At 35.4% G+C, this 23,052-nt stretch carries 21 protein-coding genes; 17 read left to right on the top strand and 4 right to left on the bottom strand.

All coding sequences use genetic code 11. The features are described from left to right. Positions 1 to 11 precede the first annotated feature (11 nt). Together I2490_RS10340 and I2490_RS10335 are read right to left on the bottom strand one after the other, a co-directional pair. The gene (locus I2490_RS10340) at positions 12 to 506 is read right to left on the bottom strand and encodes a chemotaxis protein CheW (RefSeq protein ID WP_206459610.1); all 495 of its coding nucleotides are present in this window, start codon (positions 504 to 506) and stop codon (positions 12 to 14) included. Further along, entirely contained in the window at positions 506 to 2,590 is a 2,085-nt protein-coding gene (locus I2490_RS10335; protein ID WP_206459609.1) for a chemotaxis protein CheA, read from the bottom strand. Before I2490_RS10335 ends, I2490_RS10340 begins: the two co-directional genes overlap by 1 nt. Positions 2,591 to 2,707: 117 nt before the next feature. Between I2490_RS10335 and I2490_RS10330 the strand changes: the two genes are divergently transcribed. The 13 genes from I2490_RS10330 to I2490_RS10270 all read left to right on the top strand — a co-directional run bounded on the left by I2490_RS10330 (position 2,708) and on the right by I2490_RS10270 (position 17,016). Continuing rightward, positions 2,708 to 3,394 (top strand): sigma-70 family RNA polymerase sigma factor, encoded by a 687-nt coding sequence (locus tag I2490_RS10330; protein ID WP_206459608.1) that lies wholly within the window; start codon positions 2,708 to 2,710, stop codon positions 3,392 to 3,394. Next, positions 3,395 to 3,736: a hypothetical protein gene (locus I2490_RS10325; RefSeq protein WP_206459607.1), complete on the top strand. Its 342-nt coding sequence runs from the start codon at positions 3,395 to 3,397 to the stop codon at positions 3,734 to 3,736. A 49-nt stretch (positions 3,737 to 3,785) separates the two neighbouring features. Then, entirely contained in the window at positions 3,786 to 4,529 is a 744-nt protein-coding gene (locus tag I2490_RS10320) for a PilZ domain-containing protein (RefSeq protein ID WP_206459606.1), read from the top strand. Then, complete coding sequence (locus I2490_RS10315) at positions 4,526 to 8,977, top strand: S-layer homology domain-containing protein (RefSeq protein WP_206459605.1); 4,452 nt, start codon at positions 4,526 to 4,528, stop codon at positions 8,975 to 8,977. Before I2490_RS10320 ends, I2490_RS10315 begins: the two co-directional genes overlap by 4 nt. 133 nt (positions 8,978 to 9,110) lie before the next feature. Then, positions 9,111 to 9,503, top strand: a complete 393-nt coding sequence (gene flgB, locus I2490_RS10310; protein WP_206459604.1) for a flagellar basal body rod protein FlgB — start codon at positions 9,111 to 9,113, stop codon at positions 9,501 to 9,503. 74 nt (positions 9,504 to 9,577) lie between these two features. Next, on the top strand, positions 9,578 to 9,940 hold the full coding sequence (locus I2490_RS10305) for a response regulator (RefSeq protein ID WP_209010598.1): 363 nt from the start codon (positions 9,578 to 9,580) through the stop codon (positions 9,938 to 9,940). Between the two features lie 45 nt (positions 9,941 to 9,985). Next, complete coding sequence (gene flhA / locus I2490_RS10300) at positions 9,986 to 12,046, top strand: flagellar biosynthesis protein FlhA (protein WP_206459603.1); 2,061 nt, start codon at positions 9,986 to 9,988, stop codon at positions 12,044 to 12,046. A 35-nt stretch (positions 12,047 to 12,081) separates the two neighbouring features. After that, positions 12,082 to 12,846 carry a sigma-70 family RNA polymerase sigma factor gene (locus I2490_RS10295; protein WP_245157134.1) on the top strand — a complete coding sequence of 255 codons (765 nt, stop codon included), beginning with the start codon at positions 12,082 to 12,084 and terminating at the stop codon, positions 12,844 to 12,846. Positions 12,847 to 12,884: 38 nt separating this feature from the next. After that, positions 12,885 to 13,640, top strand: a complete 756-nt coding sequence (locus tag I2490_RS10290) for a flagellar hook-basal body protein (protein ID WP_206459602.1) — start codon at positions 12,885 to 12,887, stop codon at positions 13,638 to 13,640. 18 nt (positions 13,641 to 13,658) lie between these two features. Further along, entirely contained in the window at positions 13,659 to 14,369 is a 711-nt protein-coding gene (locus tag I2490_RS17010; protein ID WP_206459601.1) for a flagellar hook-basal body protein, read from the top strand. 21 nt (positions 14,370 to 14,390) lie between these two features. Next, complete coding sequence (locus I2490_RS10280; protein WP_206459600.1) at positions 14,391 to 15,872, top strand: DUF342 domain-containing protein; 1,482 nt, start codon at positions 14,391 to 14,393, stop codon at positions 15,870 to 15,872. Positions 15,873 to 15,899: 27 nt separating this feature from the next. After that, positions 15,900 to 16,529, top strand: a complete 630-nt coding sequence (locus I2490_RS10275; protein WP_206459599.1) for a chemotaxis protein CheC — start codon at positions 15,900 to 15,902, stop codon at positions 16,527 to 16,529. Then, positions 16,522 to 17,016 (top strand): chemotaxis protein CheD, encoded by a 495-nt coding sequence (locus tag I2490_RS10270; RefSeq protein ID WP_245157133.1) that lies wholly within the window; start codon positions 16,522 to 16,524, stop codon positions 17,014 to 17,016. Before I2490_RS10275 ends, I2490_RS10270 begins: the two co-directional genes overlap by 8 nt. A gap of 53 nt (positions 17,017 to 17,069) precedes the next feature. On the opposite strand, the gene I2490_RS10265 is transcribed toward I2490_RS10270, so the two are convergent. Together I2490_RS10265 and I2490_RS10260 are read right to left on the bottom strand one after the other, a co-directional pair. Continuing rightward, the gene (locus I2490_RS10265; RefSeq protein ID WP_206459598.1) at positions 17,070 to 17,855 is read right to left on the bottom strand and encodes a late competence development ComFB family protein; all 786 of its coding nucleotides are present in this window, start codon (positions 17,853 to 17,855) and stop codon (positions 17,070 to 17,072) included. A 3-nt stretch (positions 17,856 to 17,858) separates the two neighbouring features. Next, positions 17,859 to 18,620 carry a ParA family protein gene (locus I2490_RS10260; protein ID WP_206459597.1) on the bottom strand — a complete coding sequence of 254 codons (762 nt, stop codon included), beginning with the start codon at positions 18,618 to 18,620 and terminating at the stop codon, positions 17,859 to 17,861. Between the two features lie 146 nt (positions 18,621 to 18,766). Here I2490_RS10260 and fliD point away from each other — a divergent pair, with 146 nt between their 5' ends. The 4 genes from fliD to I2490_RS10240 are packed head-to-tail and all read left to right on the top strand — an operon-like array spanning position 18,767 to position 23,038. Beyond that, positions 18,767 to 21,220, top strand: a complete 2,454-nt coding sequence (fliD, locus tag I2490_RS10255; protein WP_206459596.1) for a flagellar filament capping protein FliD — start codon at positions 18,767 to 18,769, stop codon at positions 21,218 to 21,220. A 58-nt stretch (positions 21,221 to 21,278) separates the two neighbouring features. Next, positions 21,279 to 21,686, top strand: coding sequence for a flagellar export chaperone FliS (locus I2490_RS10250; RefSeq protein ID WP_206459595.1), 408 nt, complete (start codon positions 21,279 to 21,281; stop codon positions 21,684 to 21,686). A 24-nt stretch (positions 21,687 to 21,710) separates the two neighbouring features. Then, positions 21,711 to 22,091: a hypothetical protein gene (locus tag I2490_RS10245; protein WP_206459594.1), complete on the top strand. Its 381-nt coding sequence runs from the start codon at positions 21,711 to 21,713 to the stop codon at positions 22,089 to 22,091. A gap of 23 nt (positions 22,092 to 22,114) precedes the next feature. Then, positions 22,115 to 23,038 carry a chemotaxis protein gene (locus I2490_RS10240; protein ID WP_206459593.1) on the top strand — a complete coding sequence of 308 codons (924 nt, stop codon included), beginning with the start codon at positions 22,115 to 22,117 and terminating at the stop codon, positions 23,036 to 23,038. The last annotated feature ends 14 nt before the right edge of the window (positions 23,039 to 23,052 follow it).

Below are 23,052 nucleotides of genomic sequence, written 5' to 3'. Positions count from 1 at the left end.
AATTACCTCTGTTAGTTAATGCCAAGAAGTAGGTGACAATCAAGAAGGAGATAAACAATATTATTGATTCTTGCAATACCGTTTACCATATCTTGATGTGTACTTAATGGCGGTGCACAAATCTGTGATTCATAAATATCAAGCATTTGAGAGACACTCTCTACTAATAGTCCAATTGAAATATTATCAACTGAAATAACTATAATGCAAGCTTCTCTACCATATTCAATTTCTGCACGATTCATTCTTAAACGCATATCCATAATAGGAATAATTTGACCACGCAAATTAATAATACCTTTAATAAAGTCAGGCGTTTTTGGCAGATGGGTAATGGAATGCCCATTAATGATTTCGATGACTGAATCTGCATCAATTGCAAAATGAAGACCATCCGATATAAAGGCTAAAAACTTTTTTGATGTTTCAGTGCTGTCTTTTGATTGCTCAAGATCTTCATCAAAATCAATATCAATTTCATTTGTCATTTGTGATAGGTTAGTCATTATAATGCACCTCCGATCGCTGCAGTGTGAAGATTGATAATATCTAAGATAATACTAATATTTCCGTCACCTAAGATGGTACAACCAGCTATTCCTGAATCCTTTATATTATATGTACTTAAGTAAGTTGGTAGCGGTTTTACAACCACTTGTTGTTCTCCTAAGAGTTCATCGACAAATAAGCAATAGGATTTTTCTCCGGCTTCTACCCATATCATAATTCCATCACTAACTGTTTCTGATTTTGATGGAATAGAGAAAAATTCATTCAATCTTATAATAGGATAAAAATTATCCATTTTTCGAATCATTTCACCCTGCCCGGCATCATGTACAATGTCTTCTTCATTGATTTTAAAGGATTGACGGATATTATGAATTGGAATGGTAAAGACAGAATTTCCAACGGAAATTTCCATACCATCAACGATTGCTAAGGTCAAAGGAATCTTAAAGATGGTAGAGGTTCCTTTACCTTCTTCGCTGGTCATTGTTACAATACCGCCGACTTTTTCAATGTTTTTCTTAACTACATCCATGCCAACACCTCTACCGGAATATTCCGTAACTTCATCGTTGGTAGAAAAACCAGGCAATAAGAGTAGTTGAAGCACTTCTCTTTGGGAGTATTCGTTTTCAGGTTTTGTAAGAAGGCCCCGGTCTCTTGCTTTTGCAAGTACTTTTTCAGCGTCAATGCCCTGTCCGTCATCACTGATTGTAATGATTACTTCGCTTCCGGTATGCTCTGCTTTTAAAGTAATGGTACCTTGTGGGTCTTTTCCTCGTGCAATTCTTTCTTCTACATTTTCTTCTAAGCCATGATCCATAGAATTACGAACCATGTGCATAATTGGGTCTCCAATGCTGTCTACAATTGTTTTGTCAACCTCGGTATCTGCTCCAATGGATACCAACCGTGCTTCTTTGCCTAACGCTTGGCTCATATCTCTTACTATTCGGTTCATCTTCTGGAATACACTGGAAACAGGCACCATGCGAATTGACATTGCGGTATCTTGTAAATCATCCGTTAATTTACGTAACTGACGAGCCGATTTCGTGAAATTATCAAGTTTAAACCCTTGTAAATCTGGACAAGAGGTAACCATAGATTCGGTAATAACTATTTCTCCTACTATATCCATTAAACGATCTAATTTTGAAAGATTAACACTAATCAAACTTTGTTTGCCTGAAGAAAGATGTATTGGAGCGTCTTCTGTTTTCTTTTTTGATGCAGGAGCTTTTTTTGTCTCAATTTGATTTGAATGTTTTTCTTCCTTCAAAGAAGGGGAATCTTCTTCTGTATTTTTTGTTGCTTCTGCTTTTTTTTCTTCTGGCTGATTATGTAGTATTTCATAGGTTCGAATGTTAAGTGAAGTTTTTAAAATACTTACGGCTGCATCCAAATCTTCACGATTGTTGAAATAAAGTGTAAATCCATTCTCAATGATATATGTTGATGTTGTTGGATCATTTTCTACATTTTGTGGATCATAGGAAAATGGACCACAGACATCCTGCATAGCTGTAATTAACATAAAGGAACGTAGATTTTCCATTCCGCATTCTTCATCAAAGAAAACTTTAATAGCGAGCATTGTATCTTGATTTTCTTCTGCTATATCAACAACTTCAGTATTTGTTTTTGAAGCTTGTATTTCTATTTCTGACTCAGTCTTACCTTTAATTTGTTGGAGAAAACTGTCAATATCTGATACCAGATCAGAGATTTCTTCGTTCAAAGGTTCATTATTTTCTATTTGCACGACTTGTGATTTAATAAAATCGCTTGCCTTAAATAATAAATCAAACAAGTCATGGCCAAATTCTTGATTTATATTATTTTCTCGAATAAAGAAAAATAAATTTTCTATCTGGTGGGATAATGCAGATAAGCTATTGAATTGCATCATAGCTGAAGAACCTTTAATTGTGTGCATGATACGAAAAATTTCGTTTACAGCATCTTGACTGAAATCCCCTTCTTGTTCCGCGTTTAATAGAATTTCGTCGAGTTGTTCAATGAGTGTATTTGTTTCGTACAAATACATGTCTAGCATATTTTGCATACTGTTGTCCATAATCGTTACACCGCCTTGTCTACTAATATAGAAAATTACTTCATACGTCTCGCATCATTTATTTTTATCGCTTTGAAAAAATATTCATACAATAAAAATGAATGGAATATTGTGAGAATGATTGAACCTAATAAAAGGATACGATATAATATTTTATTATATTGGAAGTATTATACCATAAAATCATATAATCCAACAAAAAAATATAAGTCAATACAATTTTTTTATGAAAGAGAGGAAGCACATTTGGAATCTGCTTATGTAACCATTGAGGAGAAATCCGAGTACAAATATGAACAACTTTATGAACGGCATAAGGAAGTTATTTATAAGATTGCAATTGAAAAGCTTAACGGGGATGAAGAATTAGCGATTTGTGTTGTAGAAGAAACTTTTTCCCGTGCTTTTAATAATATGAAATATATTGAAAAGCCAAACTCTTTTAAAGCACAGGCATTTTTGATTGCTAATTTAAGGAGTGTGCTTGAAGAAGTCTATCAAGAGGCTAGAGCGAAAATGGGGATTCCGGATTCCCCAGAGATAGATGATGGATTTTTCGGAAAAGAAGATTTTGATGTAGATCAAGTATTAGCAAGAAATGAAATGGTTGCAGATTTGGCCAAATATACAGATAAATTATTATTAAGAGAAAAAGAATTGCTTTTTTTCTTATTTTTCATAGGATTTTCTAAAAAAGATGCGGCTCGCCGATTTGAAATTTCAATGGATAATATTCAGGTACGTATCTATAAAATTAAACGTAAACTGGCTAAACTGATATTGGAAAGAGAGGGGCGAGCTTAATTGAAGACATTTGATGAGGAGTATAAGAAAACATCCCAAAAGATGGCCGATGTGGTGCTTGAATATGCAGCTCAGTTTGTTGCAGAAGACTATCTTGAAGAATATCGAAGAGCTAAAAAAAGACCACATACTATTTTTGTACCAAAAGAACTTGATGATAAACTTTATCAAAAGATAGATAAACTGGAGAAACGTGAAATTTCTCAGCGAAAACTAAGACTATTTAAGAAGGCAATAAAAAATATTATTTTTGGGATTGGGTGTATTGCGATTGTATTTGTGATTTTTGTATTTTCTGCGGATCCTATAAGGCAGGCAGTTTTTGAGTTTTTTCTAATCTAATCAGTAAAAAACTAATATTGCAATAGCAGGGATAGAAAGGAATTTGACTTTGGAAAAACGAAACACCACACTTGTGAAAGCTTTTATATGCGACTGGACAAAAAAAGAACCGATACCGGCATTTGTACTAGAATTAGATATTGAAAAAGAAGCTATTTTAAATATTAATTTACAAGATAAAGCTGAGGAAGAAATTGAAAGCGAAATTGAAGAACGTCTTTGGGAAGGAAAATTGGTTGAGCTTCGTGTTTTGGCAGGAAATAAAGGCGTAGTGTTATATACAGGAATTATTTCTTACATATTAAAAGAGCGTATACACATTCGTGAATTAAAAGAAAGAGGAAATCTTCAAAGAAGAAAAGATGTAAAAGCAAAGTTTGTTGCAGAAAGTGAACTTTGCTGTCTTTCCGTTGATATTCCAGAGGAAATAAAGATTACTTTAAGAGATATTAGTGCAGGTGGAATTGGGTTTTATGCAAATAAAGAAGATATCGATAAATTAATACTAAATGAGGAGTATCAAACAGTTTTTGATGGAGGAGATACTTCCATTACTTTACGTTTTGTTTTGCGATGGTTTATGGAAATGGAAAATGGAAAGATAAACTGTGGGGGTCAGTTTAACGGATTAAAGAAAATGGATGAAATGATTATCCGCAAGTTTGTATTCGATAAAGAACGAGAAGAGCGAAAGGCATTAAAAGAAGAATTAGAAAGAGAAGAAGAGTTACGAGCATTAATGAAAGAATTAGAGAAAGAAAAACAAACACAAGCTGAGGAGGTAAAATCATGATAAGCAAAAAAGAATGGTTTAAAAAATTTATCGCTTTTATTTCAGTCGTCACTATTTTCTTAAATCCCATTTTACCGATAGGGAGAGTAATGACCTCATCTGTTTATGGTGCGAGTTGGGCAGAACCTTACTTAAATAATTTAGTGAGCCGCAATATTATGCGAGGTGATGCTGCAGGGAACTTGCATCCGGAAAGAAACATTACCCGTGCAGAATTTGCAGCTATGGTAAATCGTTCATTTGGTTTTACTCAAAAAGGTAAAAAAACATTTTCAGATGTACCGAAAACTGCTTGGTATGCGGATGATATCTCGATTGCAGCAAATCAGGGTTATTTAGCCGGTACGGGACCAAGCACAGCAGGGCCAGAATTACCGTTAACAAGGGAACAAGCAGTAACACTTTTATGCCGTGCAGTAAAAATAGAAGAGAAAAATATAGATTCTTTGACGTTTGCTGATTCAAAAAAATTTAATAATTGGAGTAAGGGCAGTATTTTTGCGGCAACAGCGAAGGGTTTTATTTCAGGTTTTGCAGATCGAACCTTTAAACCACAAAAAGATATCACGCGTGCAGAGGTTGCTAAGATTTTGTCTGATATGTCAGGAGAAATTGTAAACGAATCCCGTATGGTACGAGTTAATTACATCAACGGCAATGTGACTTTGGCTAAAACCGGAGCAGGACTCAGAGACACGACAATTTATGGTGATTTGTACATAACAGAAGGAGTAGGACCTGGATATGTAACACTTGATAATGTAAAGGTACTTGGAGACGTTATTATTTCAGGCTGTGGTGAAAGCAATACCGGAGAAAGTAGTATCATTGCAAACGATTGTGATTTTAACAGAGTCATCATTGATGTTGGACATGATAAAAAGTTAAGTTTAATTGCTGAAGGGGATACAACAATCAAAAATACAATTGTTCGCAGTGATGCTTTTTTAGAGGAAAGAGGAAGAAGTTACGAAGCATTTGAAGACATTGAACTAGATGGCCCGGCAAAAACAATATTGGATTTAGCAGGAGAATTTGATACGGTAAAGATATTAGGACAGGAAAATCATCTCTCCTTAAGAGCGGGTAGTATTGAACGTTTAGTTGTAGATGAGGTTGCACAAAAAAGTACTGTTTATTTGGAAGACAAAACATATACAGAGGAGCTGTATACTGATGTTGGTACTGTGGTAAGTGGATTAGGTGAAATTGACTATGTAATTATCATGACCGATGGAACAAAGATTGAATCTTTGCCGAATGAAATTACAATAAGACCAGGGGTTACGGCGAATATTAATGGAAAAGAAATGACTAGCTCAGATGCGGAGTTGGACAAGGAAGATCCTGAAATTTGGGGTGGATATCCAGATGTCGATGAGATTGAAGCAACAAATATTACAGCCTTGCTGAAAGCAAATAAACCCGGAAAAATCTATTGGATGATAAAGCTATCAGATAGTGACAGACCTTCTGATGAAGAATTAATGAACCCTAAAAAAGATAAAGGTGCTATTAAATCCGGCAATTTAGGTGTGGCAGCAGAAAAAGAGGTTGCGGTAAAGGTTTCTGGATTAAAAAGTGGTGTGGACTATACTTTTTATGCAATTTTAGAGGACTTCCGAGAGAATATTTCCGATTTGGAATATGATACGTTTCAAACTGTTGATAACGTGATACCTGCTATGATTACGGGATATCCAAAAGCAGAGGCTCTTTATTATGATGAAGGGCATAAATTAAAATTTGAAGCAGTTTCAACAAAAGATGGGACAATCTATTGGGCCGTTTTACCGAAAAACAGTGTTGCTCCAACTGCTGATATTTTAATTCGTAATCCAATGCGAGTACCTGGCAGTGAAAAAATGGGAACCGCTTCTTGTTTGAAAAATGAATTAAGTACGTTCTACGCGGATGGTTTGGAGGAATCTACCGAGTATGATATTTATATGGCAATTTTAGATACTAGTGGGAATGAATCAAAAGTATTTAAACTTCAAGCATTAACAAAAGATGTAACACCACCAGAATTTTCAAAGCCGGTTTATCCAATCGTAGGGGCAGTAACAGAAAAAACGGTGCAGATGAAATTTATGACAAATGAAAGCTGTACGTTATATTGGGCAGTTTATCCTAGAGGTGCAAAGGTTCCGGCGCATTATGAACCGACGACTCCGCCTCCTTTGACAGAATTACATACGATAGAGGCACAGCAAGCGGTTATCAATGGAAGCAATGCATTAAAGAACGGAAAAACAAGTGCGATAGCAGATAAGGAAGGCAATTTTATTATCAGTGGATTAGAAGTACAAACACCTTATGATCTTTACTTTGTACTGGTTGACAAATCGGATAATAAATCAATGCCGGTATTAAAGAAGGAAATTATAACCAAGGATGAAATTCAACCGACTGCTGTCGTTGCTTTTGATGAATCTCTGGTTTCGGAAGCCGGCGAACCTCCGGTAGGTTCTGATATTCGTTTAGAATTTAGCGAAATTGTATATGACGCTACTTCAGAAGAAAAACGTATGCTTGCACAGATTCCGAATACTGAATTAACCAATTTTATTAAGCTGTTTAATACATCAAACAACCCAAGAACTGAGGTAAGCATTGATTTCACCCAAGCAAAGTTTTCTGAGGAAGACGGAAAAACAATCTTAACCTTTACGACGGGAGATCAAACGGCAGATAATCCAGCACTTCGTATTGCAAGCGGTAATCGGTATGTTTTTGAGCTAAAGAATATAGCCGATGCAGCAGCAAATAAAATGCAGGCAAATGCACAAGGAAATGTAACTCGTTTACCTGAATTTAAGACGATGGCACCTTTTGTAAACTTAAAGAATATTGGGTCTGAGGATGACAGTCACGATTTGGTCTTTCGAATTGAACCTAAGATTCAAAATGCAGCAGAAGAGTTGTGCTATGATACAATATTAGAGATTGATGCGAAAGTTACCTTCGATATTTCAATTAATGATGGGAGTGGTAGTGAAACAATAATTACCGGTCTTGAAATGGTTCCAGACCGTTACTATTCGCTGCAGGCTTTAATGGATGCCGATTTATATACGAGTTATACAAAGTTCAATGAATTAAAGAATACTACATATTCGATTAAAGTTACAAAATTGGAAGGTGTTGAAAATAAAAGCATTTGGAATCAGCGTGTAAATTTAACGGTAAGAGGAATTGCCGGAACAAGACAACAGTTGATTGATGCAGCATTTAACGGAGCAAACGGGTTATTTGAGGGGCAAGCCTCTTCTTTAGAAGCTTCGGTTGTGAGTGATCCTGCAAAGCTCCAGTGCACAAAATATTTTTCTGATGTAATTGCACCGCAATTTATTTCTAATTATCCAAAATTAGCGGCAGGAGATACCTCCATTCGAATTGATTATATGTTAGATAAGTCATGTACGGTGTATTGGCTCCTTTCGCCAAAAGGCGCAGTGGCTACCACACCGGATGCGATTAAGCTGATTGATGGAAGCATTCGTCCGCAAGGCAGCAAGGTAGGAAGCTTTTATGTAGGAAATCCAAATGTAGAATTTACCGAATTTATAAATGATTTAAAGGCAAATACAGATTATGAATTTTATTATACTGCAAAAGGAAATGTTGCTTCTGCAGTGGACAAAAAAGAAATTCGAACTGAGCCTGTTGTGATACCGGATTATAAGCCGGGCTATCCTCAGAAAAAAGGACAGGGTGGTTCAGAAGCTTATGTAGATATGGGTGTCATTGATGCCGATGCTGATGTTTATTGGGTTGTTTACGAAACCGGTACGGTAAGTTCACTGACTCCTGCTGAGATTGCCGGAATTGACGTAAAACCGGATTCTAGAGTCATCGATTCGGGAGAACTTTTCATTCATAAGGATGAGACTGCAACCATTACCGTTACAAATTTGAATCCGGAGCGGTTTTATGATATTTTCATTGTAATGAAAAATCCTATGTCAAATCCAAATGACGGAAATTGGTCATCCGTTGTATCTGTAACAGGAATCACTTCAGCCGATACGATTGCACCGTCAATCATTGACGGAAGTGTGATTACCAGCATTACGGAAATTAACGGAACGGTAATGAAGAAATATAATGGTTCCTTGTCTGTTATATTCAGTGAGCCTTTATATTATTTAGATGCATTAAGCGGAACTCGAAAGAAATTGGATAAATCTGTATTACAACAGATGTTGTCGGATAACATTTCGGTTGGAACGGTTACAGTTAAAAGTGCGCCTTCTTTAGAAACCGATGGTGGAATTATAAGTTTTGTTGTTACTTTTGAAAATGTTATGGCAAACAGTTCTATGAACATTCCAAATAGTATTATAGATGTGAGTGGAAACACAGCCGGGAAATTGAATATGAGATTTGCTGCTAACAAAGAAGATCCGGAAAGCAGTGAATGGATTGTAGAATTTGTGAAATAGAAATATTTAGCAGAACCGATATATTTGCGAAGGGAAAAAACGGTTGAGAAGACAATTTTTTCGTAGTATAATAATAAATATTATGCGTGAATTTTTTGAAAAGTAGATGCATAAGTGAAAAAGGAGGCGTTTTATGGATTGGCTTAATACAAATTCCATGCTGTTAACGGAAAAAACCTTAGATAATCTTTGGCAGCGTCAGCGTTTGACTTTACAGAACATTGCAAATGCAGAAACACCAGGGTATAAAGCGAAATATGCCACATTTGAGGAGGAACTGAACTTAAGCCTTTCAAAATTTGATAAAAAAAGGGCTTCTAAGGCAAAAGAAATTGGCAGCGAAATTCAGAATTCAAAGCTATGGATTCATCAAAGTTCTGAAGAAAGTATGCGTTTGGATGGCAATAATGTACAAGTTGATGTAGAAAATTTGGAATTAGCCAGAGCACAAATTCAATATGAATACGCATTGCGCCAAGCTACGGAAGAATTAAACCGTTTAAGAACGGTAATTACAGGAAGTTAATGTATCTATTATAAGCGTTGATTCGATGAATCATAAAAATATGTATCGTTAATTAAAAACAGAGGAGAATGATTATGGCAAAGATTTTACTAGTGGATGATGCGGCTTTTATGCGTATGATGATAAAAGATGTTTTAAAGAAGAATGGCATTGAGGACATACATGAAGCTGCAGATGGTGCACAAGCAATTGAGAAGTACAATGAAGTACATCCGGATTTAGTGTTTATGGACATTACAATGCCAAATGTAGATGGACTTGAGGCGTTAAAAGCGATTAAAGCAGCAGACCCGAATGCAGTTGTTGTAATGTGTTCTGCAATGGGACAGGAAGCTATGGTAATTGAAGCAATTAAAACAGGTGCAAAAGATTTTATTGTAAAACCATTTAAACCGGAACGTATTTTAAAGACTTTAACATCATTAAATATTCAGTAGAATGAAACCTATGTTAAATTTTGCTGAGGGAGATGGTGAAGTAAATTGAGAAAAATAATATCCGACAACATTATAGCCGTATTTGTTGTGCTTGTCATTTTGTTACTAATACTTCCCTTACCTCCATTTCTGCTTGATATGATGTTTATTATCAACCTCACCATTGCTTTGGTTATATTATTAATCACCATGTACATTATGGAAGCTCTGGAGTTTTCGATTTTTCCATCTTTGTTGTTGATTACTACATTATTTCGAATTTCATTGAATATATCTTCTACACGATTGATTTTAACGAATCAAGGACAAGCGGGAGCAGTGATTGCTACTTTTGGTTCTTTCGTTTTGCAAGGAAATATCGTTGTTGGTGTAATCATCTTTTTAATCATTGTTTTGGTACAGTTTATTGTTATCACAAAGGGTGCGGAAAGAGTTGCTGAGGTTGCTGCAAGATTTACACTGGATGCAATGCCAGGAAAACAAATGGCGATTGATGCAGATTTGAGCTCTGGGCTTATTACAGAGGAACAAGCGAGAGAACGAAGATATAAGATACAAAAAGAAGCAGACTTTTATGGAGCTATGGATGGTGCTACAAAGATTGTAAAAGGCGATGCCATTATGTCAATCGTTGTTACAATGATTAATTTTATCGGCGGTCTTTTAATTGGCGTAATTCAGGCAGGCATTCCTTTTCGTGAGGCAATCGGCATTTATTCGATTGCAACAATTGGAGATGGATTGGTCTCACAGATACCAGCTTTGTTAATTTCTACTGCAACAGGTATGATTGTAACAAGGGCTGTATCAGAAGGCAGTTTGAATCTTGATGTAAAAAAGCAATTTTTCTCACAGCCTACCGTTTTAATGATTGCCGGGGGAATTATGGCGGCAATGGTTTTTATCCCGGGAGCGCCCCCAATTCAGCCTCTTTTACTGGCTTCAGTTTTAATATTTTTAGGGATAAAATTAAAAGGTAAAAAAATAGAAGAGCAACGGATGCAAATTGCAGAGGCAGAAGAAGAGTACATACCAGAAGAATTTGATGAAAATTCTTATTTCAAAGATATAAATAATATTTATTCTTTATTAACAGTAGAACCGATCGAAATGGAATTTGGTTATAGTCTGATTCCGCTTGTAGATGAAAGCAGCGGTGGTAATTTAATCAATCGAATTGTAATATTTCGGCGTCAATTTGCGCAGGAAATGGGTTTTGTTGTACCATCTGTAAGACTAAGAGACAATGCCATGTTAAATGCGAATCAATATGTGGTAAAAATGAAAGGTGAAGAAATTGCTAAAGGTGAGTTGCTAGTCGATTATTACCTTGCATTAGAACCATCAAATCCAACCGGAGAAATTGATGGAATTGAGACAATAGAACCTGCATATGGCATTCCAAGCCGATGGATTACCCCAGATAAAAAGGAAGTGGCTGAAATATATGGTTATACTGTAATTGATCCTCTTTCCGTTATGTTAACTCATTTAACAGAAACCATTCGACGTCATGTACATGAACTTTTGACACGAAGTGAAGTGATACAATTGATCGAAAATGTAAAAAAACTTTCACCGGAATTGGTGGAAGAAACAATACCAAACATCATTTCTTATGCAAATTTTCAGAAAATACTGTATAATTTGTTAAAGGAAGGTGTTCCAATTCGTGATATGGTTACAATTTTAGAAACCATTGTAGATTCAGGTTCCAACACAAAAGATATGGATATGATTACTGAAAATGTTCGAATAGCATTAAAGAGAACCATAACTAGAAAATTTTGTGAGAGTGGTCAACTTAAAGTAATTACCTTAGATTCAGAAGTAGAAAAGGTTGTTTTATCCAGCTTAACCAGAAGTGAACAAGGTATTTATCTAGCATTGAGTCCTGATGTGATACAACGAATTGTTGGACAGCTATCTGAGTTAATGAAGAAATTTTCCTCATTCTCGCAAGCACCGGTTATTTTAACAAGCCATGTTATTCGGTTATATTTTTATCGCATGGTGGAACAATTTTATCCAAATGTGGCAGTGTTGTCATTTAGTGAGATTGCAAATGATGTTCAAATACAAGCATTAGGAAACATTGAACTATAATTTAGAAAACAAGAGGGATAGCTGGGTGATTAAATATGATGGCAGAAGGATTGACACAAAAAAGCAATGAAGATCTTTTGCATGAGTTTTTGGAAACTAGAGATAGTGATTTAAAGCGAGAATTGGTTTTGCGCCATAGAAATATGGTTCGTATGGTTGCAATGCAGATGCGCGGTGTTTATGTCAGTTTTGCAGATATAGATGACATTATTAATGAAGGTATTATTGCATTAATGGGTGCCTTGGAAAAATATGATCCATCTAAAAATGTAAAATTTGAAAGTTATGCTTCTTTACGAATTCGGGGAACCATTATTGATTTAGCTCGTAAACAGGATTGGGTTCCTCGCAGTGTTCGAAAAATGGCAAAAAAGATGGATGAGGCAGAAAGTGTGCTGTATCTATCATTAGGGAGATTCCCAACTGAAAAAGAAATTGCTGATCATTTAGGATTAAACTTAGATAAGTATCGGAAAATTCTTGGAGAAACGGGGATGTATAATGTACTATCCTTAGATGCACTTGTTGATGGAATGAACGGAGAAGCAGTTTCTTCCCATATTGTTGGATCATTTGATGAATCCCCCGGAGAAAAGTTGCAAAAAAAAGAGTTAAAGAAATTGTTACAAGATGGAATTGAAAAATTAAAAGAAAATGAACAGCTTGTACTTTCTCTTTATTATCGAAAAGAATTAAATATGAAAGAAATTGCAAAGGTAATTGGTGTTAGCGAACCACGTGTTTCGCAGATTCATGCCAATGCAATTCGAAAACTAAGATGTTTTATAAAAGGTTATTAAATTTATAAATCGAATGCTTAATCAAAGGAAGTGGTACTATGTTAAAAGGATTTTATACATTAACATCTGGAATGATGACACAGCAGCATCGTCTTGACACAATTAGTAACAATATGGTTAACGTATCAACACCGGGATATAAAAAGGATACGTTGACGAGCACTACATTTCGTGAAGAATTGACTTCAAGAACCGGTAGCATGGATAAAAGTAACACAAAAGCATTAAGTAATACTTCAACAATTCGAGTACCGGATGAGATAGTAACTAATCATGAGCAAGGAATGTTTGATGTTACGGGAAATGCCTTTGATTTTGCCATTGCAGGACCTGGTTTTTTTCAAATTAATACTTTAAATGGGCCGAGATATACAAGAAATGGTTCTTTTACTTTAGATAACGAAGGATTTTTATCTTTACAACCAATTGGGCGTGTCACAGGTGAAAAAGGTGAAATTTTATTGGAAAGCGATAAGTTTATGGTGGACTCAACCGGTTTAATTACGCTAGAGGATGGAACTGTTGTTGATCGGATTCAATGTGTTGATTTTCAAGATTACAATCAATTGGTAAAAAGTGGAGAAGGTGTGTTTTTAAATAATAATAATGCGAACATTTTACCGAATCAAAAATCATTGATAAAATGGAAGTCATTAGAGCGCTCAAATGTGATCGCAATGGAAGAAATGATTGATATGATGAGTAGCCAAAGAGCTTTGCAAAGTGGAAGTCAAATTTTAAAAATATATGATCAAATCATTCAAAAAGCAGTCAATGACATTGGTCGAGTCTAAGAATAGGAGGATCGAATTGTGAACATTGCTTTTTATACCGCTGCCGTTGGCGCAAATGCACAACAAGCACGCTTAGATACCATTGCCAATAATATGTCCAATCTGCAAACAGATGGCTACAAGGCACAGAGCATTGGTTTTTCTGATTTGCTTTACAATAATATGAAAGCACAGTCTCCGAACAACGGCGATTTAACAGTAGGAAGCGGCGTACGTGCTGGGCAAACTAATTTTAATTTCGATGGCGGAGCACTACTGACTACGGATAGAACTATGGATTATGCAATTATGGGGAATGGCTATTTTGCGATTTACAATATAGAAGAAGATCGCTTAAGCTATACTCGGAATGGAAGCTTTCACAGAGCACAAATGGGTGAAAATGCTTTTTATTTAGCAGCTCAAAATGGAGATTTTGTATTAGATAGTAATATGGAATTGATTCCGGTAAATTCTGATAATGACGATTTAGATATTGGAGTATTTGATTTTGCAAATAAAAACGGAATATTATTGCAGGGAGAAAATCGATTCATACCTGTTGAGCAAAATGGAGAACCAATATTACAAACAGATGTAACTTTAAAAAGAGGATATTTGGAAGGATCTAACGTCGAATTGCCTTATGAGATGACTAAAATGATTGAGACGGAAAGAGCCTATCAGTTATCTCTTCGTATGATTAAAACTTCTGATGAGATTGAAGAAACAATTAATACAATGAGGTAGTAAGAAAGTGAGGCGTTTGTTGTGAGCCAGATAGCTGAAAATTTGGATGCATTGGAAAATGAAAAAAATGTTACCCCACTTCCAAAACTGGATATAAAGGTCACTCCAGATAGGATGATGGCATTTTTACGCGTATCTAACGTTCAAGATGCTGATTATCAACTTGATAAGAAAGATATACTAGAAGCTTTGAAGGAAAAAGATATCATTTTTGGTATCCTTGAGAATGAAATCCAAGAGTATTGTTTACAAAAAAAATATTACAAGGAACTTAAGGTTTCAAAGGGAATTGAACCAATCAATGGAGAAAATGGGGATATTGTTTTTCATTTTGATACACAACCAAAGCATCTTCCAAAAGAACTAAATGATGGCTCAGTAGATTTTAAGGATATATCCTTAATTCAAAACGTACAAGCTGGAGATTTACTTTGTGAAATTATATTACCAACAAATGGAACACCGGGAAAAGACATATTTGGGAATGAAGTTATGCCAAAACCAGGTACAATGCCACTTATTTCAGCCGGGAAAAATATAACAATATCAGAGGACGAATTAAAATATACGGCAGCAGTGGATGGTCGCATTGAATATGTGAGAGATACCGTTTCAATCGAAGAGGTTTTTCATGTAAAAGGAGATGTTGGCCCGGAAACAGGGAATATATTTTTTAACGGCAGCGTTATTATTTCTGGAAACGTTACGGATGGCTTTCGCGTTGAGGCAAAAAAAGATATCATTATCAACGGGAGGGTTGAAGGTGCTGACATAAAGACCGATCAAAATGTATTAATCCGAAGTGGAATGAATGGCATGCAAAAGGGAACAATTACAGCCGGTGGTGATGTAACAAGTCGTTTTATAGAAAATGCAACGGTTATTTGCGGCGGTAATTTTTGCAGTGAATGTACTCTGAATGCCAAGATACATGCTGGAAGATCAATTATCATGAAAGGTAAACGCGCAGCAATGCTTGGCGGAACCTACATTGCAGGAGATTCTGTCATTGCAAAAGAAATTGGAAGTGAGTTAAATATTTCCATGGAAATTAACATTGAGCCTGAATGGTATGCAATGGAAATTGAAGGAAAGAGTTATGAAGATGTAGAATATGCATTTTTGGATCAGCAAGAGTTTATTGATCGAATCAATAAAATTGAAAAAGAAGCAGAAAAGTTTGGAAACGTCATTCAAGATGTCTTAAGCGGCAAAAAAAAGGTTCCTATTGAACAAAAAACATTATATATGAAACAATTGATGGGGATGCGAGAAGAAAAAATGCGATCCGTATACAGTTTACAACAAAAACTCGATCGAAGCATTGAGTACCAAAATAATCATGAATTTGCAATTACTAGTTTGGGGAATATTTATCCGGGTGTTCGAATGAAGATTTGCGGCACTATGATGCGGGTTGAGCGGACTGCAACACATCAAAAATATTTTGTTGATAAAGGAGAGATTATTGTTGGTGTACCAACAGCAAATGCCGAAGAGTAAGCTTTAAGAGTGAAAAGAGGAATATAAATGAAAATTAGCAGTTATGATCAGTTGAATGCTATCCAACTGGATGCGCTCAAGGAAATCGGAACCATCGGTTCGGGGAATGCAGCTACGGCTTTGTCTGGAGTTATTTCAAAAAAGGTACGTATTTCTGTTCCAAAGGTATCTATTTTGGACTTTAATACAGCATTAAATATTTTGGGTGGGCCTGAAAACATTGTTGCCGGTATTATGGTAAGAATGTCAGGCGATCTAAATGGAATTATGCTATATTTGCAAGAGATGGATTTTATAAACGTTGCTTTAGACAGTGTTTTGCATGAAACGATAAATAGTTATGATCAATTAAATGAATTAAGCCAATCAGCGCTTGTTGAGATTGGTAATATAATGATTTCAACTTATATGAATGCACTTTCATCTTTAGCAGGCCTTGAAGTAAGTTTGTCAGTTCCAGCAATGTGTATAAATATGGCGGGTGGAATTTTAAGTGTGCCAATGGTAGAATTTGGATATGAAACGGATAAAATTATGATGTTAGATGGGAGCTTTTCGTGTGATGGGCAAGAAGTTTCCAGTAAACTTTTAATGATGCCCGATTTTAAATCCTTAAATTATATGTTAGACAGATTAGGAGTGGGCAATATTGATTAGCAAACAAACAAGTGTTGGAATTGCCGATATGAAAATTACTAGGGCACCTGGCACTCTAATTACATACGCACTTGGCTCTTGTGTTGGAATTTGCATTTATGATCCAGTGCTTCGATTAGGTGGTATGGTTCATATTATGTTACCGGAAAAAATATCAAATCATGACGCCGGAAATATTTTTAAGTATGCAGACACAGGAATTTCAGAAATGATTCGTAAATTAGAAATTTTTGGTGGAGTTACCTCTCGAATGACGGCTAAAATAGCAGGTGGCGCTAAAATGTTCGATATTCCCGGGGATGCCAATTCCAGTGTGGGAAATATCGGAAAAAGAAATGTTGATTCTGTTCGTAAAATATTACAACAATGTAAAATTCGATTAATAAAGGAAGATGTGGGGTCCAATTATGCGAGAACGATGGTTTTTGATACAAATACTGGACAAGTAACCATTCGTTCCTTTGGACGCGCAGATAATGTATTTTAAAACCAAGTCTTATTATTTGACTTGGTTTTTATTATTGAGGAATATTAATGCTGTTATTCAGAATGATGTGGCATTGACTTTACTTGTAGGCATGCATTTGTTACTGCAGCTAACACATCGGCTTTATATTGTTTTTCATAAGCAAGAAGCTTTGATAATAAATATCCTTTTCGAGTAACAACATATTTAGGAGGCAAGTGGTTTAATGCCAAAGCAATTACATCATTTTTACACTTATTACAACAACATACTTCCATCTTATTCATAAGAGAGGAACATTCGTTTTTTACAAATTCTTCAATTATATTTACAAAGACATATTCACCCGTATCAAAGAAGTCTATCGTATTATGATCCAGTGTGCTCTGATTTTCAATTTCCGAAAAATTTGACATTAATGTGTTTCCTTTCTGACTAAAGTCCTCTGGTACAAATGGTAAAATCTCTGTTTCAAAATGTTGCTCTAATTCTTGACGTATCAAATCTGATAAAGGATCCTCGGAAGGAAGGGAATAAGAAGTCGATGCTTCAGAGGTGGTGTAAGAATCAATTATTTTTAAAGGTTCATTTTGAACGCTATCTATTTTTTCATCTGCATCTATTTGATGGACTTGAGCAGATTCTTGCATTTGCATAGAAACGGGTGCTTGTACTTGAGTGGCCTCCTGTGGTGTTACAGGCGGCTGTGTTTGTAAGGATTCTTGTTCATGTACAGAATTTTGTTCTTGTACATCTGCTTCCGATTGAATAGGCTCTTGTACATATTCCTGTTCTGGTGTTCCGATTCGATTTGTTAATAAATTTAGTACATGAGAAGTTTTACTGCTTTTTTTTGACATGAATTATAAGCTCCCTTCACAAACCTTTTTTGCAAGTCGGGCATAATCAAAGCCGGGATTAGAATATGGGGCATAGGTAATAATACTTTCTCCATGTGCCGGAGCCTCTGCAACGGTGACACTGTTTCGTATTTTTGTATCAAAAATAACAGTACCTAATTGTTTTGCAATTTCAGTGGTAAGTTCTTCAACTTCTTTTGTTAGATTGATGCGACTATTATATTTAGTTAATAAGATACCCAGAATCTTCAAATTTGGATTATAAAACTTTTTAACCGTGTCAATGGTCTCTTTTAGTTGTGTGATTCCAAGAAGACTTAATATTTCAGGAATCATAGGTATTATAAGTGCATTTGCCGCAACATAAGCATTGACCGTTAAAATATTTAAAGCGGGCGGGGTATCAATAATAATAAAATCATATTGATCTTGTATTGGAGCTAATAAATCTCGAAGCATATATTCACGTCCGGCTCGGTTAAATTCCAATTCTGCGGAACTAAGGAGAATATTGGATGAGATGATATCTCCATGAGGAGTATGTGAAATAGCGTCTTGTATAGAAATGGTACCTTTAAAAAGTTCATAAACACTAGGTCGTCCTTCAATATCGACTCCTAAACTAAAGCCTAGATTACCTTGAGGGTCTAAATCAACTCCTAAAACTTTTTTTTTCAATTGGGTAAGCCCACTTACTAAGGCACTGCTTGTAGTAGTTTTTCCAACACCACCTTTTTGATTGGTGATTGCAATAATTTGAGACAAGATTTTACCCTCCACTTCATTATTTAGACAAATTATATTAATTTATTTTATCATATGACGATATAAAAGTATAGAGAGAATCGATTAAGAACAAATCATTGAAAATTAATTATAATTTTTATTATTAGATAGAAGGGGGTATTACTATGTCAACAAGTATTAGCAGTTCATCGTCTGTTATAACCACATCTTCAAGCAAACGTTTAACAGGGCTTATGAGCAATATGGATACCGATCAAATTGTAAAAGATATGTCCAGTGGAACTTTAACTAAAATAGCGAAGCTGAAGCAGAAGAGACAGACATTAGAATGGAGGCAAAATGCATTCCGTTCTGTAACGACAAGTCTCTTAAATTTTAGCAATCAGTTCTTAAGCTCTACCTCTATGACAAACCTAAAAAAATCAAGCTTTTTTAAAAGTGCTGTCATTACTTCACTTGGTTCCAATGCTTCTGCAGCTAGCGTTTCGGGTACTGCGGATTCGATTCGTAATTTCTCAATTGGAAGTATTGACAAATTGGCTACAACTGCAGGGATTACTACTGATTCAAATCATAAAATATCTACACGTAACATCACAACTGGTGAGATTGATTTTTTAACCAGCAGAGATGTATCCGCATTGGAAGATACCAGCATTACACTTTCATACGGAAATGATACTTTTTTTATGAAGCTTTCGGATATTGAACTTAGCAGCAATGCAGACCCTTCAATTCAGGCACAAGAAAATGCTGAGAATCTGGAAGCCGCTTTAAATTCTGCTTTGAAAGCAGGAGGTTTAAATGATTTAGTATCTGCGGAACTTGGAACGGATGGAAAAATTACTTTTAGAGATTTAAAAAATGATGGAAATGAATTAAAGGTAACTGGGGGAAGTACAGCTTTATTAAATGTTTTAGGATTAGAAACTGGTGATTCTACATCAGATGGAACCTTAACAGGAACAAATGATTTACGAACTGAAGAACTCGTAAAACAGGTGACATTTGGTGAATCCATTGCAAATGGAAATGGGACATTTACTTTAGATTTAAATGGAGTAAAAGCAGTTGTTAATTTGAAAGAATTGGTAAATGAGGATGGCAGTTTTAAAGATCCGACAATGAATATGGAAAAACTTGCGACTCATATTAACGGAGAATTAGATAAGACTTATGGAACTGGAAAAGTCAACGTCAGTGCAGTTAATGTTGACGGTACACCAATTGCAGCGGATGCAACACAAGGGAAGCTGGTCTTTGAAACAACCAGCACAACATCTATTTTGTCAGTTGCTTCTGGAGATTCCGGAATCCTCGGTGCATCAGGTGCGATGAATATGAATTTGGGAGATGCGAATCGTCTATTGGTTTTTGAACCATTAACTTCCAGCAGAAATAATTTAAATGCAGCGCTTGATTTTTCTGGGGGCAATACGCATTCTATGACGATTAATGATGTGGACTTTGAAGTTGGCAGTGATTTTATTAAGGTAAATGGAGAGCAAAAAGATTTTGCGAAAGGTGTAACTGTAAATGATATTATTAATACAGTTAATAATTCTGATGCAGGCGTTGTAATGAAATATTTATCAACTTCAGACCGATTTAGCCTGACGGCAAGCCAGTCCGGCAGTGTTGGAAAAACTAATGTAACCGGAACATTGGGAGATGCTTTGTTCGGTGCAGAAGCAACTCGTATTGGTGAAACGGAAGGAACCGATTCTGAAATGAAGGTTAGCTTTGACGGAGGAAGAAGTTATGAAACAATAACACGTTCGAGTAATACATTTACTTTAGATGGAATGGATGTTACTTTAAATTCTACGTTTACAAGCCAAGCGGTGGATGCCGTAACTGGTACGGGAGATGCCATTACTTTTTCTTCAAAAGCGAATGCAGACGAAGTAGTGGATGCAGTAAAAAGTATGATAGAAGAGTATAACAAGATGATTGAGATGGTCAATACTACAGTATCTACGAAACCGGTTAGGAACAAATCAGGAGGAGGCTTAACGTACCAACCTCTTACTGATGAGCAGAAGGAAGAAATGTCAGATAAAGAAATTGAGAAATGGGAACAAAAGGCACAAGAAGGAATTTTATTCGCTGATCCTCTTTTACGTTCTTTGTCTTCAGATTTGCGTTTTGTTTTTGCAATTCAGGTAGATGGTGTATCGATGAATCAAATTGGGATTAAGACTGGGACATCTTATAAGGATAATGGTAAAATTTCTTTTGATGAAACCCAATTCCGTAAAGCATTAGAAGAGAAACCGGATGCAGTAGCTAAGCTTTTTAATGCGGACGGAAGTAACGCTTCTGGAGAAAAAGGAGCCATTTCAAAGATTGAGGAGATTATAACCCGCTATGCCAATACGTCGGGTTCCCAAAAAGGCAGTTTGATTCAAAAGGCAGGACATAGTGCGTCTCCAATGAGTGAACTGGATAATGTTATCTATAAAGAAATTCGATCACTATCGGATCAAATCGACACTTGGGAAGATAAACTTAAAATTGAGCAAGATAGATACTACAGTAAGTTTACCAATTTAGAAGTATATTTAAATAAAATGAATGCACAATCTGGTTGGTTAATGCAGCAAGTTGGTTCTTAATTGAATACTACTTTTGCTGGATACGCATAATGACAACTCATTAAAAAGGAGGCATTCCATGAACACATATGCAAACAATTATGAAAAGGGGTTCCAACATTACAAGGAACAATCAGTATTTACAATGACGAAAGGAGAAATGCTGATACTTCTGTATGATGAAATAGTTAAGAAATTGAATAAGGCGAAAATATTAGCAAATAATAAGGATTTTGCAAACTTTGAGGTAGAAATTGACAAAACTCGAAAAATTGTGCTATATTTAATCAATACCTTAGATTTAAAATATGCAGTAAGCACAAATTTATCAAGATTATATGAATTTTTTATCTTTGAATTATCTCGATTAAATGCAAGCCGTAATTTAGCGATTATTGATGAGATGATTCCGCTCATTATAGATTTAAGAGATACTTATAAGGAAGCGGATCGATTAGCAAGAAAGCAGAGTGCATTGGCAAAATAGTGATGGGAGTGTTAAATCAGTACGATGGATAACATGAATCAGATTCTTTCAATTTTACAAAAAAAATACCGACGTATGGATATGATTTTAACGATTACAAAAGAATTGGAAAAAGTTATCGCATCTGGTGACGAAACTTCACTTGGAATCATTTTAGAAACCCGTCAAAAAGAAATGAATGAAATTGATCAATTAGACCGTGAATTAAAGAGTATTCAAGGGAGTATGTCACCGATTCTTCAACAAAAAATGAATCAGATCCTTAAACCGGTATCGGGAGAAGCCATAAGACTTGAAAATCCCTTGGAGACCAATATTTTCGATACAAATAAACGTATCATAAAACTTGTTGAAAAAATAATCAATTTAGACACAGTAATTCGTAATAAAATGAAGAGAGCATAAAATAAAAGAGTGGAGGAAAGAAAATGGCAGCAGTTGATACTAAAATTTTATTAGAATCAGGAACAAATGAGATTGAAATTATGGAATTTACTATAGCTGGTGATTTATTTGGAATTAATGTCGCAAAGGTTCGAGAAATTCTGATGCCAAGTGCGATTAAACCAATGCCGCAATCTCATCCTGCTGTAGAAGGCGTTTTTAAGCCGAGAGATCGAGTGATTACCGTTATTAATTTGCCGAAGTATCTTGGTTTGCCGGAATCCTCTGAAAATGGACGAGACCTATTTATTATCACAAATTTTAATAAGTTGCATGTTGCTTTTCGTGTACATTCTGTTGAGGGCATAGACCGTATTTCTTGGAGTGCAATTCAAAAACCTGACAAGACGATTTATGGCGGTGATTCCGGAGTGGCTACGGGCCTAGCAGAATGCGGAAATCGCTTGGTAACTATATTAGATTTTGAAAAAATTGTTGCAGATATAGCACCAGAAACTGGAATACAACTTTCTGGAATTGATAAATTAGAAAGAAAAGATCGGGATCAAAGACCGATTATCGTTGCAGAAGATTCTATCCTATTATCAAAAATGATAGAAGAAGCTTTGGTAAAAGCAGGATATAACAATGTAATGATGTTCAACAACGGACAAGAAGCTTGGGATTATCTTACTGAAATTCGAAATGAAGATAACATTTATGATAAAGTTTCATGCATCATAACCGATATTGAAATGCCGCAAATGGATGGGCATCGTTTGACAAAACTTGTAAAGACAGATGCTATATTAAAAAAGATCCCATTGATTATATTCTCTTCTCTCATTAACGAAGAAATGCAGATAAAAGGGAAATCGTTAGGTGCTGACGAACAATTATCGAAACCAGAAATTGTACATTTAGTCACTGTTATCGATCATTTATTGGAAAAAAATTTAAAAAAATAAAATATTTAGATAAA

This window comes from Anaerovorax sp. IOR16 (assembly GCF_017168145.1).
Taxonomy (GTDB): domain Bacteria; phylum Bacillota; class Clostridia; order Peptostreptococcales; family Anaerovoracaceae; genus IOR16.
Note: the sequence above shows the minus strand (reverse complement) of the source record. Positions and strands in the feature narration are given on the sequence as shown.

Bases quoted from the DNA above. Each gene is read 5' to 3' on its own strand.
- I2490_RS10290 (WP_206459602.1), top strand. From the start codon at position 12,885: ATGTTAAAAGGATTTTATACATTAACATCTGGAATGATGACACAGCAG.
- flgB (WP_206459604.1), top strand. From the start codon at position 9,111: ATGGATTGGCTTAATACAAATTCCATGCTGTTAACGGAAAAAACCTTA.
- I2490_RS10275 (WP_206459599.1), top strand. From the start codon at position 15,900: ATGAAAATTAGCAGTTATGATCAGTTGAATGCTATCCAACTGGATGCG.
- fliD (WP_206459596.1), top strand. From the start codon at position 18,767: ATGTCAACAAGTATTAGCAGTTCATCGTCTGTTATAACCACATCTTCA.
- I2490_RS10330 (WP_206459608.1), top strand. From the start codon at position 2,708: ATGATTGAACCTAATAAAAGGATACGATATAATATTTTATTATATTGG.
- I2490_RS10315 (WP_206459605.1), top strand. From the start codon at position 4,526: ATGATAAGCAAAAAAGAATGGTTTAAAAAATTTATCGCTTTTATTTCA.
- I2490_RS10305 (WP_209010598.1), top strand. From the start codon at position 9,578: ATGGCAAAGATTTTACTAGTGGATGATGCGGCTTTTATGCGTATGATG.
- I2490_RS10295 (WP_245157134.1), top strand. From the start codon at position 12,082: ATGATGGCAGAAGGATTGACACAAAAAAGCAATGAAGATCTTTTGCAT.
- I2490_RS10335 (WP_206459609.1), bottom strand. From the start codon at position 2,590: ATGGACAACAGTATGCAAAATATGCTAGACATGTATTTGTACGAAACA.
- I2490_RS10340 (WP_206459610.1), bottom strand. From the start codon at position 506: ATGACTAACCTATCACAAATGACAAATGAAATTGATATTGATTTTGAT.
- I2490_RS10240 (WP_206459593.1), top strand. From the start codon at position 22,115: ATGGCAGCAGTTGATACTAAAATTTTATTAGAATCAGGAACAAATGAG.
- I2490_RS10245 (WP_206459594.1), top strand. From the start codon at position 21,711: ATGGATAACATGAATCAGATTCTTTCAATTTTACAAAAAAAATACCGA.
- I2490_RS10250 (WP_206459595.1), top strand. From the start codon at position 21,279: ATGAACACATATGCAAACAATTATGAAAAGGGGTTCCAACATTACAAG.
- I2490_RS10265 (WP_206459598.1), bottom strand. From the start codon at position 17,855: ATGTCAAAAAAAAGCAGTAAAACTTCTCATGTACTAAATTTATTAACA.